Source organism: Methanosarcina spelaei (assembly GCF_002287235.1).
Lineage (GTDB): Archaea > Halobacteriota > Methanosarcinia > Methanosarcinales > Methanosarcinaceae > Methanosarcina > Methanosarcina spelaei.
In genome coordinates this window covers 1-18,709 of sequence record NZ_LMVP01000545.1, presented here as the reverse complement: position 1 = coordinate 18,709, position 18,709 = coordinate 1, and the positions used below count along the sequence as shown (strand labels likewise).

Sequence of the window (18,709 nt, the reverse complement as noted above, 5' to 3'; positions counted from 1 at the left end):
TAAGGATACGAGCGAATTTTGTTGTGACTGCATTAAATACTGGTGGGAAAATTACGGCAAGGAAAATTACCTTAATCCAAATAGCATTTTAGTTTTTGCAGATGGTGGTGGAAGCAATTCAAGTAGACATTATATTTTCAAGGAAGACTTACAAAAGCTGGTAAATGAAATTGGAATTGAAATTCGAATGGCTCATTATCCGCCATACACTTCAAAATATAATCCGATTGAACATAGGTTATTCTGCCATGTAACGTCTGCATGTAAAGGTGCCGTTTTCAGCAGTCTTGATGTGGTTAAAAACCTTATTGATAAGACTTCTACATCAAAAGGATTGAAAGTGTTTTCGACTATCAAGGATAAAGTTTATGCAACGGCAAGAAAAGTAAGTGAAAACTTCAAGAAAAATATGAAAATTGTCTTCGATGATTATTTGGGAAAATGGAATTATAGAGCAATTCCACAGGTAAAAAATTGAAGTTATATTTGAATCATTCCTAAGTATAGAGGTAGAGGGTAGAAGATTTGAGAGTATTCTGCAAGACCGATGAGCGCAAATGTGCCCTTGAAGATTAAGGCCAGCCAGGAGCCAAGACCTATTACTGCACCAAGCGCAGCTCCCATCGTTCTGCTGATATAGTAATAGCTGCCGCCTGCCAGAGGCATTCCGGTTGCAAGTTCTGACATGCTGATGGCTGTGGCTATTGAAATAAGCCCACCAAACAGAAAAGAAATTATTGCTCCGGAGCCCGCATCTGCTAAAGCAATTCCAGGAAGAACAAATATCCCGGCTCCAATCATAGTGCCGGTGCCAATTGCGAAAGTTGAGATAAAACCAAGGTTACATCCCAACCTCTCAGTCGTTTCAACCGATGCCATTTTTTACTCCGTCTGTTACAGGGCTTTCAAACCGGTAAATCCATCTTTGTTTAAATCTTCAGATTACTTTTACTTTGACAATACTGGACGTAGATTTCACCATCATACGTCAGCAAGCAGCAGGGTTTTACAAGTCCCTATTGCACTGGATCTGCCTTTTGAATAATAATCTCGAAATAAGTGTTTTTCTTTGCAGTACGGTTTCAATGTCTTTTTAGTTGAACGGCTTCAATGTCTTCTTAATAACTTTCTTTTTAATTATTTTTAATAAATGATGCAGCCTGCTCTTGATTAAGGTGTCTTATTCATATTTTAGTGAATTTTGCTTTCGAATAGTACATATATCTATCCGTTAAAAGGCATATTTCTTAGCCTGCAGTCAATGCATATCGTTAATAGTAGTATTAAAAGGAGTAAAGAATATCGAATATAATTGGAGTGCGGAAAGTGGTGGAAGATTGTCTTAGCTTCTGTCCAGAGAGTCATCTGTTTTATATTATCTACAAAGACTTTTGAATTGTACTACTCGCAGGCAAAGAAACCAATAATGACAGTTTGTACGTTATCAGTGGTAAGTATAATTATGTAAATATCTAAAAAATGAAAACGTATTGATTTATACATAACATTGATCTATATATAGCATTGATTTACACGTAGCATTTATTTACGCATAGTATCGACTTATACATATACTCTTCACATAAGCGATATCGGTTTAGTTAAGGGGTTCACATATAGTTATTGGGCGGATATAATGCAAAGTAATGATCTTATTAAAGAGCAAGTACTACAGTTAAAAATTGAGATCGCGCAGTTAGAAGCCGAAGTTAACAAATTACAGATTACGATAAACGAAAAAAAATATGCATTAAATAGATTATCTGAACTGTTAGAAATAAGAGGAGTAACTTTAAACGACAATAAATAATATTAAAAGTGTTTGTTTCTAAAAAATAGTATTTTTATGCTCGGCCCGTCTAAAAAACCTTTTATAAACTCTACAAATAGTTTTCTAGATTTTTCAACTCCTTCATTTATTCCATCCAAGTGGCCTCTGGCATAACGTGGTTTTTCGACGACAACTGTGTCTAGAAGGAGATCAAATTTGTTCTGTAAGCTCTTTATCTTTGCATTCTGATCTTCTTTTGAGTCATTTGAATTTAAATTAACAAATTTTTCTGCATTCTCTTAAAAAACATCCTTGTCGATTTCAAGCCCCTGATTTACTCCTTCTTTATAGTCTGAATAAGATCGTCTATCTTTATTTCTCTCAATTAGCTTACTGAATATTCGGACTGTATGTTTTGCTTTTTATTCCTCCAATTTACCCTCTTTCTCTATTTTAAAAATGAAAAAAGCTGTTTATGCCAGTAGAAATAAGTTTTAACCCTTTCTATAATTAATCTTGTTTCAAGATAATTAACTGATATATTTTTATATATTTTTGCTCTCTCTCGCCAGTAATACTTATTGAGATCATCTTAAAATCTCTATTCCATAGCTAATTTTTACAATTCGTTTTATTTCTTCAGTTTATTTTGTCAGATGAGAATTGTTAGGGTTCAGGTACTTAATGACTCAAGTAATTAATTTAATTTTTCTAGAAAATTGACTCAGTACCAAAATCTAGTGATGGATGTAAAATTCAAAATCACTAGATTTTGTAAATGGTCACCATCCGTGTAATACAACTTAATGATTCAAGTCTTTAGATAGCGAATATTGATTTTGATAAAAACTGGATTCTTCTTGCTAATTCAGATTTTCTATCAAAAATGCAAAAATCACTGGATTTTGGAACAGAGTCAGAAAATTGGAAAGATAATAAAAATAAAAAACAGTAATAAAAATAAAGAATCACTAACAAAAAATAAAGAACGATAATAAAAGTAAAAAAATAAAATGAAGTAAAAATCGACTCAGTACCAAAATCTAGTGATGGATGTAAAATTCAAAATCACTAGATTTTGTAAATGGTCACCATCCGTGTAATACAACTTAATGATTCAAGTCTTTAGATAGCGAATATTGATTTTGATAAAAACTGGATTCTTCTTGCTAATTCAGATTTTCTATCAAAAATGCAAAAATCACTGGATTTTGGAACAGAGTCTAAAAATCTAATAATAAAAGTAAAAAGGTAATACTAAAAGTAAAGAGAAGATAAATGTAATAAGAATCTAAAATGTAATAAGAATCTAAAATGTAATAAGAATCTAAAATGTAATAAGAATCTAAAATGTAATAAGAAGATAAATGTAATAAGAAGATAAAATATAAAGTGGATGTAAAATGAGTAATCTGAAACAAAAATAAAGAATTCAAGTTGATATATTAAGTTTTCACTTTCCACTTACTTATCTGCTCTTCACGCCATTTCTCCATTGCTCTCCAGATGGGCAGAGGATCAATACCGTGAATCTTCACATATTCGTCTCTCATATATTCATTCATATTTCCGTCTATGTAGCGCAATGTAGCCTGATCGGGCTGCAGCCTTGCTCCTGTTGGTATTGCTGCGGGGTTTATGCAAACCTCTGCACAATAACGCCATTCTTCCTCACCGCCTGTAGATTCTATCCTGAATGGCTTTCCGCAGTTCGGACAGACGCCGAACATTGTTTTGTCTTCTTTCTGGTTCATAATTTCCCCCTCTGAATGAAAAAAACTCATATTTGTCTATTGTGCGTAGAAAATTATATAATTCATTTTATATCCATTTTATATATCCATTTTATATATCCATTTTGTCTACCTTTCAATATTTTCTATAATTGTTTTTTCTCTCCAACTCTAACAATTATCCTCTATACTTCTCCAAAACAATTTCTATCTCTTTTTTTATGGACAGTGTTTGTAAACAGGAAGTTCAACTGTTGAATTTTCTGAATAACTTTTAAATCTGGCCGAAACGCAAACTCGGATATAATATAAAAGTAAAATAGACAGGATGCAGAGGATGAAATAGTAAAGAAAATGAAAAAATGGTAAGAATTAAAACTGGATAAAACCAGCTATAAAACATAAAAAATTCTATTTTATTTCTTTCTTATACTTTATTATACTTTATTAGTTTCATAAATTTATTAACTTTGTTATAATTTGAATGTCTCCAAGCAAAAAGCTTACAGCTGAAGAACAAAGTTGCTACACAGATAGACATAAACAACAATGCACATACTGAGGTTTGTATTTCAATTGGTGACGTTTTAGTTGCTCCTATTTGCCTTCATATGTTATTAAAAACCGATTATGTAACATCCTTTTTAACATTTTCGGTACGTTTCGATCTTTAAGAATTTTGGCTCTTCGTCATTTCCTATGGATAAGATGATTTTCAATTCAAGACCGCATTGGTTTTTATGAGAATATTATGAGAATATCCACACAAAACAACGAAGAGCCAGAATTTTAAACCTATTTTAACAATTGCACCGCCAGCCGAGACAGTTAAGAAAAAAACTGTTTTAGTTTCGAATTAATGGTTTCTGCTCTCGAATCTTCTAACTTTGTCGGATTATTTTTCTCTTTCCGGCAGGAGGCAGTTTCTGCAGATAATTATCTTCTGAGAATCTTAATCTCGGCTTTCTCGTCTTGTGTTAGCAGGCGACGGTGAGTGTAATGTCTTCCATCTGCAATAAACCGCCGCTCTGGCTAATCGAGCGCGAGTTCAAAGTTCCATATTCTTTCTACTCGAGTTCCTCCCTAAGTTCAGTTTCTTCTCTTATCATGGACTGTTTGCCTTCACCAATTACTGAGTTTTCTGGTCAGCGTGCTATCACTTTCTCTGCTTTCTGTATGGTCTCTGTCTATCAATAATCCCACATTTATTCTTTTTTTGTATATTTCAGTGCTGAGGTTAAAAATGCAGTAATAGTCTTAAAAATCAGCGTTTTTATGTCCAATTATAATATAAGAATTTTAAGCTAATAAAAATATAGGTTTAAATTTTAATAAAAAAGAAATAGAAGTCTAAAGCTCAATAAAAGCAAATAAAGGTTTTAAACTTAACAACAAAGAAATTGAGGTTTTAAATTTAATAAAAAAGAAATGGAACTTTTAATTTCCTCAAAGATATAGAGCTCCTAGAGCTCCTGAACTTAATTAAAGTAATAAAATTAAAGTAATATTATTTTCATGTGTTCTCCGGGAAAAATGATTCGGTTATGAAATCTTTAAATATTCTTTTAGATTTCTCGAATCCGGTATACACGCCGTCCAGGCGCTGCTCCGAGCAGTTCGGCTTTTTTGATATGGAAATGCCGCCTAAAAGCTGGTTAAAATTATTCTTCAGGCTTCTTATCTTTTCAGCCGGATCTTCTTCCAAGTCGGAAAGAGGGAGTTTTTCCAGATTATCCTCGAAAGTGTATTTGGCTATATCCAGGCCTTTATTAACTCCTTCTTTAAAGTCCGAATAAGCCTGATGGTCTTTACTCCTTTCAATACAGACATTAAATTTCCTTATGAGATCTTTCATTTTTTGAGTTTCCAAAATCCTTGCTTCCTTTTTTAAAGATTTTGATTTGTGCAATCTTTTTAGGTTGCAGACACAAGAGTTTCAAATTTATAATTTATAAAACTATAAATTTAAATTATAAGTTTAAATTATGAGTTATGAATATTAGTTATCATTAAAAAATCAAATCAAGCGCTTTTCACACTTTGCATAATAAAAACTCAAGGCATTAAAATAAAGTGAGATATATAAAAAATAGTGTTTACATGTATATTAATTTTTTGAGATAAAATTAGAGACTGTTATATTCTGATCTTTAGTTCTCTTTCACTTAGTATTATACACTTTTACTTATACACTTTTACTTAAGTTCCGAAGCCGATTATTTGTTTTAATATCTGTCTTAATGAACCATGTTCAGGAACATAAATTCATAATTTAGGTTAAAATTAGCTAGTTAACATTTTCAATCTTTTTCAAGGTGGATATTTGGTATATCTTGTTCTCAAATAATCTTATATACAAATAACAATAAATGAAAATATATGAAAGGATTTTCTATAAATATTGAAGAAGCCACTTTGGAAAATGGCAATTTCCGCAAGGTACTGTATACCGCAAAGCACAGCCAGCTGGTACTTATGAGTCTCAAGCCCGGGGAAGAGATCGGAATGGAAGTGCATGAGGAAAATGACCAGTTTTTCCGCTTTGAACAGGGGAAGGGGAAGTGCATAATTGACGGTAATGAATATGAGCTAAGTGACGGCGTTGCTGTGATTGTGCCATCTGGCGCGCAGCACAATGTCATCAATACCTCGGAAACAGAGGAACTGAAACTCTATACAATCTATTCACCGGCGCACCACAAGGATGGAATCGTGCGTGCGACGAAAGAAGAAGCCGAAGCCAATGAAGCTGAATTCGATGGAGTAACTACGGAATAAGATCTAAGTAGCCGGAATAAAATTTTATTCCTGCCAGGGTCATGTCATATCATAAGAGTATTTTTTTATAAAACTCTTCTACCTTTCTTTTTTGTAACTAATTCATTTTTTGTAACTAATTCATTTTTTGTAACTAATTCATTTTTTGTAGCTGTATTTTGTTTCTACTTTTCTTAGTAAATTTTGCTGGCGAACCCATTAGTCGACTATTCTGAACTTCAATTATGGTTGTTGTAAAAATTTTCAACATTGTCTCTGTTCATTATTGCTGTAATGTCGTCTACCCAGTCTAAAAACAGAAAAGTTACAATGACGTTTAAGGTTAGTAAAAAGTCAGAAGCCATAGCCAAAAAATTCGAAACCGCTGTTCATAGACTGATTTAAGTCAAATTCAACATTGTTAGGCCGATTTAATTCAAACTCAACATTTTTAGGACGATTTGAATCAAGTTCAACATTGTTAGGCTGATTTGAGTCCGAATCAGTGTTACTAAACTGATGCAAGGCAGAAGGAATAGTCCCCACTGAGAATTGTTTTCTTTCTTTTCTTGCTTCTTTTAATTTAGACCTTAAGTCTGTTTCCATATTTTTAAATTTTTCTTCAAGTTTAGAATCATAATTTATATATCCGTCAGTTTTTGGATGATCCCTTAATGATCAGTTGATATTTCCAAGATTACTTACACGTTTGTTTTTCGCTCTCATTTTCTACTTTGTGTACACTTAATTTACTGTACACAGGTAAGCTTAGAAAACAGATGTAATTGAGCAAAAAATCAAACATAAAATATCAACCGTCTACTAACGGATGACCAATTAATTCACAAATTGAACACAAAAAAGCGAATTTAAGATTATTTCCGGGATTTCGGTAAACAAAATAAATTAATTCAAAAAAATATAATAATATTATAGTAAGCTAATCCAAAAGGCAGTGTGCCGAATTCTCTGTAAATTCAAAGTCAAATTTTTATATACTAAGCAAAACTTAGTTTTCTTGCTATTGGATTCTCAAACCACAAATTTTATAAGATTTCTAATTTTACAGAAAAAGCAGCACACTGCCGCGTAATTAAATAGTTGTAAAAATATAAACTTGTGTAATGATTTTCTACTCTCATTACTAGATTTTGGAACGAATCATATGAACATCCCAAAGATATTCAACTTAACAGCACAGGATGCGTTTAATTATGTCTCAAGCAAGGTGTTCGCAGATCAGCAACTTTGCATGGTTCTAAAGTTAAGCGGGAAAGTTGATGAGACTTCCTTTGCCAAAGCGCTGCGTCTGACGTTAGACCAGGAACCTGTGCTGGGCTCCAGGTTTGTCGAGAACTGCAGCAACCCTTATTGGGGACGCAGAGATGATCTGGAAAAGATAATGATATGCTCCGTGATTGAAACCCCATCCCCGGAACAGGGAATAATGACGTTTGTTAACGAGGCTTTGCATGCAGATACGGATCCCCTGATAGTATCAAGAATCTTCAGAGAGAAAGAGGCGGATACAGTCTGCATCAAAGTAAATCACTCTGCCTGTGATGCCGGCGGGCTTAAGGAATATGTATCGATATTGTCTGACGTATACAGTAGGCTATGTGAAGATCCGAGATATTCCGTTAGTCCGAATTTATGCGGTAGAAGGGACCAAAGTCAGGTCTTTAAGCATATAAAAGAGTTTAGTAGTATCGAACCAAAAGGTGGTCCAAGACCAACCTGGACGCTCCCTCAAAAAGACGGAGTTTCACCAATGCGTTCCATCAGGCATATCCCGAAGGAGCGATTCATTACAATTAAAAAGTATGCCCACGATAAGAAAGCAACTATAAACGACCTGCTCCTGACTGCATTATATAGGACGCTTTTTGAGATAAACAATACAGAGTATAAAGTACCCATGACTATCCAGGTGTCCATAGACCTGCGAAGATATTACCTGGATAATGAAGCGGAAGCAATATGCAATCTTTCAGGAGCACTGTATCTTGGCGTTGAAAGAATACAGGGAGAAGTATTTGAGAAAACCCTTGAAAGAATTGTCTTTTTTATGAGAAAATTGAAAGATAATTACCCAGGAATCGAGAGCTCAAAAGGACTGGAATACAAGTACAAGCAAGGTTATCCTGTTATGGAGAAGTGGATAATAGAGTCAGGTGCGCTAATGAGGAAACACAACTTAACGTATCCACTGCTCTCAAATTTTGGGATCTTGAAGGAATATAACTTTGGAGGGTTGCTTACAGTAAAAGGATATATTACAAGCCCTATCATGTATCCACCTGGATTTATGCTAGGAGTTTGTACTTACAATGAGGAGATTACACTCTCCATTGGATACTGCGGGCAAGAAAACTATAGGCTTGTAGAGAGCTTTCTGGACGTCTATTTGGAGGAGCTCCCAGGATAAGATCCCACACGGTGCAAAGTGAATTTACAGAATTTTTATTACACTATCATTTTTACTGAAAAATTAAAACATTGCAAAAAACATTTCACGATAATAATATATAATCTTAAAACAGATAATTCAATCACACAAAAGGAAGATAATTACCATGGCAAAACCTATAGAATTGGGGCTTGTTCTTGAAGGAGAAGACGCAAAGGAGTTTTTCAGGAACGAAAGAAACCCTATAGTTTCAAAGAAACTCGTTGAAATGTTCAAGCGTGACTCTGTTCCAAAATCCAGTGATTTTCGTATTTTTTAATTGAAGACCTGAGTTAGCAAGAAGAGTCCAGTTATCATCAAAATCAATATTCGACATCTAAAGACTTCAATTTTTAAGTTATGTCACAAGGATTATGACTAATTACAAAACCTAGTGGTTTTGAAATTTAAATTCATCACTAGGTTTTGGTACTGAGTCTCAAGCGTGCAAAGAAAATAAATGAGCAAAATAGGTCTTAAGCTTGAACTCTATAATTCTAGATTCCGAGCTTCGGACAATACCACTTAATAAAACTCATAATCTTTCTTCTTTTAGTTGCTTGAGTCAGGAATTAAATGATTTTCTTAAAAACGATGCGTTGATTGATCAGAATAATATGATTAGTCGAACTCGTTTGTGCTTTTGGAATAAAGAAAATTGGTAGGATTTTTTACTCTTATTGCAGATACAATTGAAGCTAAAGCCGTAATAGATGGGCTTGAGCATTATGAATACCGTAAATATCCTGGCGTTAAAATTGCAAGATTGGCAGTTGATTCCAGATTTGAACGAAAAGAAATAGGAACATATCTATTACTAGCAGCAATAGGCAAAACCTTATCAGTTTGTGAAAATATAGGATGTAGATACATCCTAGTTGATTCAAAAAAAGAATCAATAAGCTTCTATCAAAAAAATGAGTTTAAACTTGTAGAAAAATATAAAGATCGCGAATTTGTTCCTATGTATCTTAACATACAGCCTATAATTGCCGAAAGTGGAAGTTTTGACTCTAATGATTCTTTTTTATCCTGAGAGCCTATCCCAAAAGCCATTTAGTTCTTAATCATCAAGAATTTTCAGGATTGTTGTCATGATCAGAAACTTGAGTGATCATTCGAAATACAGGATTCAGAGAAGCAATTTTTAGTTTTGGGATCAGCTCAATTAAAAAAGAAACCAGAAAAATCTGGTTTCACTGTTCTTTCAAATACTCATCAATTGCCTTTGCCGCTTTCTTACCAGCACCCATTGCGCTGATAACGGTTGCTGCACCTGTAACAACATCTCCGTCTGCAAAAACTCCGCATTTGGAGGTTTTGCCTATTCATGGATGGAAAAGTTTACCTCAGGCAAAGTTATTCAAAAACTTTCCTTTTTTCGATTTCATCGAATAATTATACTTCTGAAAGTAGTGCTGGAAAATCTCTAATTAACTTTTATGCATCTTATCACTTGTGGTTTTCAGGTTTCTCATCAATTTTCAAAACCAAGTTAAGTGAGGCCACATCACTCTAATGGCTTGATATGTTTCTACTGTCTGCCCGGTTACTTGGAGACAGATGATTAAGTGTCCTTCAAAACAGTTTGTAAGATCAAACACAAAACCAAACTTATATATACTGTTTCATTTAATATAAAGAAATATTACTAAAAGGTATAGAAATATTACTAAAAGATGCACGGAAAAACTTTTTCTGAATCAAAATCCCGGAATACAGATCCACCTGTATAAGAAATAGTTGTTCTTCATCCTTTAGTATACAAGTTTGGAGAAGGGATATTATTCCCTTCTCTTTTTGCGCTAATACAACTGTTTTTTAATGTTCCTAAATAGCTAGTACCAAACCTCTCGTTTTTGGTACCATGTGGGGTTTCCTTTTAATATTGGTTGGTATCGTTTTTAAAGCTCTTCTCAAATAAGATGAGCTTTAATAATAATATACACTTTCTATATTATATACTTTATTACATTTAATAATTATATATTAAAATTTTATTAATATTACTCTTTTTTAATATTACAGTTACTGTACCCGTTAGCGTTTTAGTTAACCTGTATATTGATACAGATTAAACAATATGCATTACAATTTTTAAAAAAGAAGAGATTAAGAGGATCTTGGAACTGACCTTCCGCAGATATCTTCAAAAAAATAACATTTTTTCTGTTATCGATTCAAAACATGGTCGTATTCTTAGGCTCACTGTTTGACTTTTAGAATGTGTCTTTTTACATCTTATTTTAAAAATGCCTCTAAAGTGGCTTAGAATGATAGCGTTTTTACTTTTAATGGAAACACAAAAATGCAATGAGAAAGGAATCCAGGAAAAACTCAAAAATGCAGTAATTTTTTCCCAATAAACAACTGAGTAACATAAAAAATATGTGCTCTGTATATCTATATAACAGTTTTATTTATTATAGTACATCGATAAATCAAAAGAGTTAAGCTGTATAAGATGTTAAACAGTGATTGATACAATGGGTGATTCAATGATAAAAAACCGAACAGTTGCTATCTTTGTAGCTATATGTTTAATCTTGGGAACCGTCCCTTTTGCGTTAGGTGCTACATCTCAAACAAGTAGTTCAACCTCCAACACAGTTTATATCAGTGCTTTGGATGTTGGTGCTCCTAAGGAAACTGCAAATCAAGAGTATGTTAAAATTACAAATAAAGGAACAAAAGCAGTAAGCATGAAAGGTTGGAAAATCACAGACAAAGGCGCTAAACATACCTATAAATTCTCTTCTTCTTATACCTTGAAAGCTAAGTCTACAGTGACTCTTTACACTGGAAAGGGTAAAAACACTGCAACTAAGCTGTATTGGGGAAGAGTAGCACATGTATGGAATAACGAAGGAGATACAGCATATTTGTATAATGCTCAAGGAAAATTAGTTTCTTCAAAAACAGTAAAAGTGAAATGAGAATTATCTCATTTCTTTTTATTATTGGTAAAATGATGTCTGTAAAAACGATGTCTGTTGGATATCTACAGATTTATCTGAAAAATAAATTTATCGAAATTTTCATAAGGCTTTTTTCTTTCCATAGTTTCCGGAAATAGCTTGAGATTAAGTCGGCTGTTCTCCGGAATTAACGTTTGGATGTGAACCGCCTGTTTACGCATATTCTCGTTGAGCTTTTTGATTTGCTCGTTTTTGGTGTGCAGCTGGTTATAAAGGACCTGGACCTGAGCTTTCCGATCATCTATTCAATAGTTTATAATACAGTAACTTTCAGAAACTACTGCCTTTTTCCTTGATAGGATTTATTTTGATAGCTGAAAGCTTGAATATCCTAAAAAACTCAGTTGTTTTTAAGGGAAAAATACTGTGTCTTATAAACATAGTTTTTCTCAAAAATTCTGCATTTTGTCCTTGGATTTACCAAATTTCACCCAAATCCCCCTTAAAACTCATCGAGAATACATAGTTTTACATTAAAACCTATGCATGATAGCTTATATTAAATAATTTTAATTATTAGTCTTTTGAGGAAAGCACTATGGTTGAATCAAAAAAGGATATAGGCATTCGTTTAATATGTGAGCTAGAGGAAATATTTAAAGAACTTCCCGACAAAGAATTTGATGATGGAGTATTTGAAAGAGTAGATTCTCTTTTGTTGTCAATACTTAATCCTGATAATGTACATAAGCATTCAAACATACAGGATTTTCTGCTTACAAATAAAAATAGATCTCAACTTTTAGCATATATTAGGCATGCAATTACACAAAATTATAGCTTTAGAGGTTATGGTGAAAGCGGAAAAAAAGTATTTGTGTCCCCAAATCACACACAATGGTATGATGACGGTGTTATGTTTTTGGAAGGAGAAGAACTTTTTGCAGGCTATATTGGATTATATATCAATGGCGAGGTAAGATATGCACTTTCTAATCGTGATAGTAGAGTTGGAGAAATTTTTGAAAAAGATGATCTCAAATTTATCTCCATCGATGAGGCAAATACTCTATCTAGAGAATTAGAAAAGAAACGTATTAAAAATCTATCCAGTTTAGAGATGCCAATCTATGAACTTGAAAAAATGTTAAAGGATCATGAAAAAAGTGAATCAAAGTATCAAGAGTGGATTGAAAAATATCCGTGGATACTTGGTTTACAATATAAAACAATACAACCCCATCCAATATTTGACAATGAGAATATACCTGATTTTAATGGTATTCGTACTCATGATGACTATAGAGATATTATCGAAATAAAACAACCGTTTATAAATTTATTCCGTCAAGATGGAGGTTATACTTCTGAATTTAATGACTCTTGGAATCAAGTAGAGAGATATCTGCTTTATGTAAAAGAAAATAAAGATTATTTAGATCGAAACAAAGGGTTGAAATTTGAAAATCCAAGTTGTATACTTATCATTGGATATGATTTAAGTTCAAGTCAACGAGAAGCTCTTAGAAAAAAGGAAAAGATGAATTCTGCAATAAAAATCTATACATACAATGATTTAATTGCATATGGTAAATACACAGTCGACATTTTAAAACAAATGAAATTAAATCCTAATATTTGACATGATTCAAGATAAAATTGGTTATACACGTAAGTTAAAACATATGCATCATTGTTGTGCTTTCCTTTTTCTCTAGTCACGAGGCTAATAATGCAACTGCCTAATGAAGACAATAAAGTTTTTTGTTGCAACAATTACAGGAGTGACTATCTATACTGCTGTTCTAAATTTCTTCGTTACTATTCACAGATATGTGAACAAAATGTATAGGTTATACAAAAATATGTTTTCGGAAAAAATAAAATATCTAAAATATTGGTCGTACATCATTACGCGGTTGATGTTTTCATGATTAATTTTCCAGTGTTATAAATGCTTCATGTTTCATACATCAAGCATGCTATTAACCTTACTTAACTGCAAAAAAGATATGATGCGCCACTAAAAGTATTTTGGAAATAACATCAACTAACTAATAGTGCACGACCAAAATATTACACTTTTTTAAAATTCAATTCAAACTCTTTAAGTTGTTCGAATTTTTTAATATTTTCTTTGTATTTTACTGAGTGATGATCTATTAAAAATAAGTAACATTCATAAGCAACATCGATAAATTCACTAATTGACTCCTTGTCTAGCAAACTAATGTGCATATCCTCTTGTGCCCACGTAACAGGTTTAAAGTGAATAAAAAAATTTCTAGTTTTAACAAATCTGCTTAGTAATGTCCAATTTTTATTTTCAGTATATTTAAATCCACAGATCAACTTTAGTAACCAACCTAATTTATCATCCATATCTATCCTTAAAATATCTTTAATCTCTGTTTTAGAAAAACCTTTTAAATCTAGTTCACAAAACAAAAACAAATTAACCATACTTTCAAAAGATGAAACTGCATAAAACAAAATCATTAATAGCTCATCTTTATCAAACTGATCCTCATCCAAACGATTCAATTTTTTTGTAACACGTTCTTTTATATCAATAAAATCATCAACAATATATACATATTCATTATAAAAAGAATCAGAATACTTGTCAATATCAATTAACTCTTTAATTTTAACAATTGCCTGACTAGGATCTTTTAAATATAAATCAACAAGATCATTAGAAACTAATATATTATGAAGCCTGCTTTCGGCAGGTCGACATAAAAATCCATTCAATTTTTCTATTGATATCGTTTTTTTTAGAACTTTTGATATTTAATTTAAATCAAAAATTACTAAATGTTAACCATAACATAATTAATATATATTTATAATATATGAGATAAAAGACAAATCATGCTAGATAGATAATCCGCAAGATGCTGTTTTTTAACTTAACCTACAAAAAATAACAATTAAGAATATTTAGATGTTGGAATGTGCTTGCTGCCGAATGTAGGATGAAGCATTGTTTTTCCTAATTCCTTCAAAATCTCTTCATATTCAGGATCATATTTATTTATACTATTATCAGGTTTCATGAATTTAAATAAAATCAAAACATATATAGAATCTTCCAATACTCTGCCCTATATTATAAAATCAATTTTTTAAATAAATAATCTATAATACTCTTTTAAATCAAAAAGAGAGCAAGATAAATACTTTATTCCTTTACAAATTATTTTATTTATAAATAAGGCATCTGATCCCATTTTCATCCATACAAAATTCAATGTTAAATGTGAGGAAAAAACAGAGTTTAATTTACCAATTAAAGTATCTAAATCCCTTAAACAGCAAATAAATCCTTTAATGAATGTACTTTAATGGAAAAAGGGTTGAAACTATATTTAATTGGACAAATGCTGTTTAATACCCCTTAAAAAACTAATCATTTTTCAAGGGGTCTAAAAATATATGAAAATACGATTTTATGGTTTTTAAACCCAAAAAGAAACCAGAATATTCTGGTTTCACTGCTCTTTTAAATACTCGTCAATTGCCTTTGCCGCTTTCTTGCCAGCACCCATTGCGCTGATAACGGTTGCTGCACCTGTAACAACATCTCCGCCTGCAAAGACTCCGCACTTGGAGGTTGCACCGGTTTCTTCGTCTGCGACAACAGTGCCTCTTTTATTCTGATCAAGTCCTTCCGAGCCCTTGAAGATAATGGGGTTCGGGGATGTACCTATGGCGATAACCACAACGTCGGCAGGAATCGTGAATTCCGAACCTTCTACAGGGACAGGGCTTCTTCTGCCGGATTTGTCAGGCTCGCCGAGTTCCATTTTAATGCATTCGACTGCAGTAGCATTGAACTTCTCGTCGCCAAGGATGCGGACAGGGTTTGTAAGGAGCCTGAAGGTTATGCCTTCTTCTTTTGCGTGCTCGATTTCTTCCCTGCGGGCCGGCATCTCGTCTTCCCCACGGCGGTAGACTATGCTGACTTCTTCAGCGCCAAGACGGAGGGCTGAGCGAGCGGCGTCCATTGCCACGTTTCCGCCTCCTACTACCACAACGTGTTTTCCCAGCCTGACTCTGGTATCATATTCAGAGTCATAGGCTTTCATAAGGTTCACACGGGTCAGGAACTCGTTTGCAGAGTAAACGCCGTTGAAGTTTTCGCCCGGAATTCCCATAAAGCTCGGGAGACCTGCGCCCGTGCCCAGGAAAATGGCATCGAATTCGTCACACAGCTCGTCTAAGGTCTTGATCCTGCCGATTATATAGTTGGGCTTGAACTCAACCCCGAGCTGCTCAATATACTCGACTTCCTGCCGCACAATTTCCTTTGGCAGCCTGAACTCGGGAATGCCGTAACTCAAAACTCCGCCGGCTTTGTGGAGGGACTCAAAAACTGTCACTTTGTGGCCCAGTTTTGCAAGGTCTGCTGCGGCAGTGAGGCCCGCAGGCCCTGAACCAACAACAGCTACTTTCTTTCCTGTAGGCTCCGGAATTTCAGGAACTTTTACCCCTTGCTGGCGCTCGTAGTCGGCGCAGAAGCGTTCGAGCCTTCCGATAGCAACTGGCTGCCCCTTCTTTCCGAGCACGCAGAGAGCTTCGCACTGAGTTTCCTGGGGGCAGACGCGGCCGCAGATGGCAGGGAGGGTGTTTGTGCCTTTAATCTTCTCGATCGCCCCTGAGAAATTTTCTTCGCAGACAAGCTTGATAAAGCCTGGAATATCCACATTCACAGGACAACCTTCAACACATTTCGGTTCCTTGCAGGAGAGACAGCGTGAGGCTTCGGCAAGAGCATCTTCTTTCGTGTAGCCGAGAGCTACCTCATTAAAGTTCTTTCTGCGCTCTTCAGCAGGCTGTTCTGGCATAGGGGTCCTTTCTTTCTTTACTTTTGAGGTTTTTTCACCATTTAATTCTTGCATTTTTCATCCCCTCCTTATTAGTGCAGTCCGCACCTGCATTCTTCATCGTATTTTTCCACGGCTTTTGTCTCTTCACCGCGGTACATTGCAAGCCTGTTCATGAGTTCTACGAAGTCGACTTTTCGTGCATTAAATTCAGGCCCGTCAACGCAGGTAAACCTGGTTTTTCCGTCAACCGTAACCCTGCAGCCTCCGCACATCCCAGTCCCGTCTACCATAATGGAGTTCAGGCTAACCAGAATTTCAACGTCATATGGAGAAGCTACTCCGGTTCCGACTTTCATCATTATTGGGGGCCCGATGATCACAACTCTTGCAACCTTCTCTCCACTGTCCAGAATCTGCTTCATTATATCGGTCACAAACCCGTGGTGCCCTTTTGAGCCGTCATCGGTTGCAATGTACAGTTCAGAACTGGCATTCTTCATCTCGTCTTCAAGAATAAGAAGATCCTTGTTTCGGGCTCCGATAATGGAAATTACCTTATTGCCCGCTTTACTATATGCCTTTGCCTGGGGATAAGCCGGAGCAACTCCTACTCCTCCACCTACAAGGATAACGGTACCAAGTTTCTCGATGTCTGAAGGAGTGCCAAGAGGTCCGACAAAGTCTTCCAGAAATTCGCCTGCAGAAAGCTTTGCAAGCTGTTTTGTAGTCTTGCCCATTTCCTGAAAGATTACAGTTACCGTGCCATTTTCTGTTTCAAAATCGGCAATCGTAAGGGGAATCCTTTCTCCCTTTTCATTAATTCTGAGGATTATGAACTGTCCGGCTTTTGCAGCCTTTGCAACGTCAGGGGCGTCTATTACCATCCTGTGCACTGACGGAGCGATTTCTTCCTTTTCCAGTATTTTGTATGCCATAGGATCACATTTTCCTGAGTAAAAGCAATTCTTTGAACAAATGAATCGATAAGTTTTGATATGGCGGATTTACATATGGATTTTCGTGTTCCTGAGCTTTTCCGCCTGGACGTTCTCCTTATACTGATTAATGGAATAAATATTCTCCCAAATAATTTTAATTATTTTGTCTATCTTGATGATTTTTGTCGAATTATATGTGCCAGCTCTTTCAACACTTTCCTTTTAAAAGGAACCGGAGTATTCTTCAACTTTTTGACCGTTGTTGCAATAATTTAATAAATCTAGTGAGTATAATAAATTAAGGGGTAATCCCTGAAAGGCTCAATCAGGAAGTTGATTGGTGAGAGGAGGGATAAAACAAACTCGGTACAAACTGTAGCCATGCGTCTGAACTATAACCAGATATATAACCAAATTTATGGCCGTATTTGAGCTTGAAAACTTAAAACCTTCGCCTGAAGGAAAATTTGTTCACGAGATTATTGTAAAGAGAACTGTAATAGTTTCATTCTGACAGGCGAATTAAGAAGAAAAGACAACTGAGATAAATTTATAGATATGGGGGTTAAACAAATGCCTGAAGAAAGAAGAGAAGGTACAAAAGGAGAGAAGGTAGAGGAAAAAGAAGGAGAACAAGTAGCTGACGTTGATCCGATTCATCCTACCGAAGCCAGAGGTGGCAAAAAAAGATCACTCCTTGACACCTGTAAATAATCTTAATTATGTTTTACTCTTTACTTTTTACTTTTTGCTTTTTTGCCGGGATATTTAAGAGGCTGAGAGATTAAAAGATTTATAAAATTGAACGCTTATGGTACAGAAAACTGATACTTAATCTCCAGTCACGGGAAAAAGATGTAAGGGTAAGGAAAAAGTCTATCGTAAGCTGCGATAAATACGATGAGGAAGAGCGAAAGATCTTTAATGGAGAATAAAAAGAATTCTGAATATTTTCGAGATTATATAAAAAGAACAAAGGAAATTCCTCGAATAAAGGTTTTTATTGGACCTTTGCTTTTCCTTCCTTTTTAAGCATTTTTGCTCACATTTTTACGTTTTGATTTTTAATATATTTACCAGTTTTCAGACACAATTCCATAATCTAGTGATTTCTCTTATTGTTCTTTCCTCAAACCTACAATTTTCTCTGCTAACTACCTCAAAAAGCTGCAATAATCTTGAAAAACAAATTCTTTGGCATTTTTGCCAAAGAATTTGTTTATTCATTAGATATTTTTTTTGAATATTTTATCTAAAATCAATACGCTCCGCTACTTTCTAAAGTGAAACTTTTATCAAAATAGCTTA

17 protein-coding genes are annotated in these 18,709 nt (G+C 34.3%); 9 read left to right on the top strand and 8 right to left on the bottom strand.

All coding sequences use genetic code 11. The features are described from left to right. A partial coding sequence (locus ASJ81_RS20885) for an ISAzo13 family transposase (RefSeq protein WP_141241827.1) occupies positions 1 to 478 on the top strand: 478 nt, incomplete at its 5' end. Positions 479 to 480: 2 nt separating this feature from the next. On the opposite strand, the gene ASJ81_RS20880 is transcribed toward ASJ81_RS20885, so the two are convergent. The 3 genes from ASJ81_RS20880 to ASJ81_RS20865 all read right to left on the bottom strand — a co-directional run bounded on the left by ASJ81_RS20880 (position 481) and on the right by ASJ81_RS20865 (position 5,374). Further along, complete coding sequence (locus tag ASJ81_RS20880; RefSeq protein WP_245860402.1) at positions 481 to 879, bottom strand: amino acid permease; 399 nt, start codon at positions 877 to 879, stop codon at positions 481 to 483. A gap of 2,337 nt (positions 880 to 3,216) precedes the next feature. After that, the gene (locus tag ASJ81_RS20870) at positions 3,217 to 3,525 is read right to left on the bottom strand and encodes a hypothetical protein (RefSeq protein ID WP_095646045.1); all 309 of its coding nucleotides are present in this window, start codon (positions 3,523 to 3,525) and stop codon (positions 3,217 to 3,219) included. 1,492 nt (positions 3,526 to 5,017) lie between these two features. Then, the gene (locus ASJ81_RS20865; protein WP_245860401.1) at positions 5,018 to 5,374 is read right to left on the bottom strand and encodes a hypothetical protein; all 357 of its coding nucleotides are present in this window, start codon (positions 5,372 to 5,374) and stop codon (positions 5,018 to 5,020) included. Positions 5,375 to 5,979: 605 nt separating this feature from the next. Between ASJ81_RS20865 and ASJ81_RS20860 the strand changes: the two genes are divergently transcribed. Beyond that, on the top strand, positions 5,980 to 6,282 hold the full coding sequence (locus tag ASJ81_RS20860) for a cupin domain-containing protein (RefSeq protein WP_245860400.1): 303 nt from the start codon (positions 5,980 to 5,982) through the stop codon (positions 6,280 to 6,282). Between the two features lie 333 nt (positions 6,283 to 6,615). On the opposite strand, the gene ASJ81_RS20855 is transcribed toward ASJ81_RS20860, so the two are convergent. Further along, positions 6,616 to 6,867, bottom strand: a complete 252-nt coding sequence (locus ASJ81_RS20855) for a hypothetical protein (RefSeq protein WP_095646043.1) — start codon at positions 6,865 to 6,867, stop codon at positions 6,616 to 6,618. Positions 6,868 to 7,513: 646 nt separating this feature from the next. Between ASJ81_RS20855 and ASJ81_RS20850 the strand changes: the two genes are divergently transcribed. From ASJ81_RS20850 to ASJ81_RS20830, 6 genes are all read left to right on the top strand, one after another. Then, positions 7,514 to 8,689 (top strand): hypothetical protein, encoded by a 1,176-nt coding sequence (locus ASJ81_RS20850; RefSeq protein ID WP_095646042.1) that lies wholly within the window; start codon positions 7,514 to 7,516, stop codon positions 8,687 to 8,689. Between the two features lie 148 nt (positions 8,690 to 8,837). Beyond that, entirely contained in the window at positions 8,838 to 8,990 is a 153-nt protein-coding gene (locus ASJ81_RS23115; protein WP_170943437.1) for a hypothetical protein, read from the top strand. Positions 8,991 to 9,368: 378 nt separating this feature from the next. Next, the gene (locus tag ASJ81_RS20845; RefSeq protein WP_245860399.1) at positions 9,369 to 9,746 is read left to right on the top strand and encodes a GNAT family N-acetyltransferase; all 378 of its coding nucleotides are present in this window, start codon (positions 9,369 to 9,371) and stop codon (positions 9,744 to 9,746) included. A gap of 74 nt (positions 9,747 to 9,820) precedes the next feature. Next, positions 9,821 to 10,108, top strand: a complete 288-nt coding sequence (locus ASJ81_RS23110; RefSeq protein WP_170943436.1) for a hypothetical protein — start codon at positions 9,821 to 9,823, stop codon at positions 10,106 to 10,108. Between the two features lie 1,076 nt (positions 10,109 to 11,184). Next, the gene (locus tag ASJ81_RS20835; RefSeq protein WP_170943435.1) at positions 11,185 to 11,646 is read left to right on the top strand and encodes a lamin tail domain-containing protein; all 462 of its coding nucleotides are present in this window, start codon (positions 11,185 to 11,187) and stop codon (positions 11,644 to 11,646) included. Between the two features lie 580 nt (positions 11,647 to 12,226). Beyond that, positions 12,227 to 13,270: a Shedu anti-phage system protein SduA domain-containing protein gene (locus ASJ81_RS20830; protein ID WP_095646040.1), complete on the top strand. Its 1,044-nt coding sequence runs from the start codon at positions 12,227 to 12,229 to the stop codon at positions 13,268 to 13,270. Positions 13,271 to 13,704: 434 nt separating this feature from the next. On the opposite strand, the gene ASJ81_RS20825 is transcribed toward ASJ81_RS20830, so the two are convergent. The 4 genes from ASJ81_RS20825 to ASJ81_RS20815 form a co-directional block, all read right to left on the bottom strand. Next, positions 13,705 to 14,385 carry a hypothetical protein gene (locus ASJ81_RS20825; RefSeq protein ID WP_095646039.1) on the bottom strand — a complete coding sequence of 227 codons (681 nt, stop codon included), beginning with the start codon at positions 14,383 to 14,385 and terminating at the stop codon, positions 13,705 to 13,707. A gap of 179 nt (positions 14,386 to 14,564) precedes the next feature. Continuing rightward, on the bottom strand, positions 14,565 to 14,729 hold the full coding sequence (locus ASJ81_RS23105; protein WP_170943434.1) for a hypothetical protein: 165 nt from the start codon (positions 14,727 to 14,729) through the stop codon (positions 14,565 to 14,567). Between the two features lie 396 nt (positions 14,730 to 15,125). Then, positions 15,126 to 16,535 (bottom strand): NADPH-dependent glutamate synthase, encoded by a 1,410-nt coding sequence (gene gltA, locus ASJ81_RS20820; RefSeq protein ID WP_095646038.1) that lies wholly within the window; start codon positions 16,533 to 16,535, stop codon positions 15,126 to 15,128. A 17-nt stretch (positions 16,536 to 16,552) separates the two neighbouring features. Continuing rightward, positions 16,553 to 17,398, bottom strand: coding sequence for a sulfide/dihydroorotate dehydrogenase-like FAD/NAD-binding protein (locus tag ASJ81_RS20815; RefSeq protein WP_095646037.1), 846 nt, complete (start codon positions 17,396 to 17,398; stop codon positions 16,553 to 16,555). A gap of 576 nt (positions 17,399 to 17,974) precedes the next feature. Between ASJ81_RS20815 and ASJ81_RS23100 the strand changes: the two genes are divergently transcribed. Then, positions 17,975 to 18,115, top strand: coding sequence for a hypothetical protein (locus ASJ81_RS23100; RefSeq protein ID WP_155396833.1), 141 nt, complete (start codon positions 17,975 to 17,977; stop codon positions 18,113 to 18,115). Positions 18,116 to 18,709: the final 594 nt, after the last annotated feature.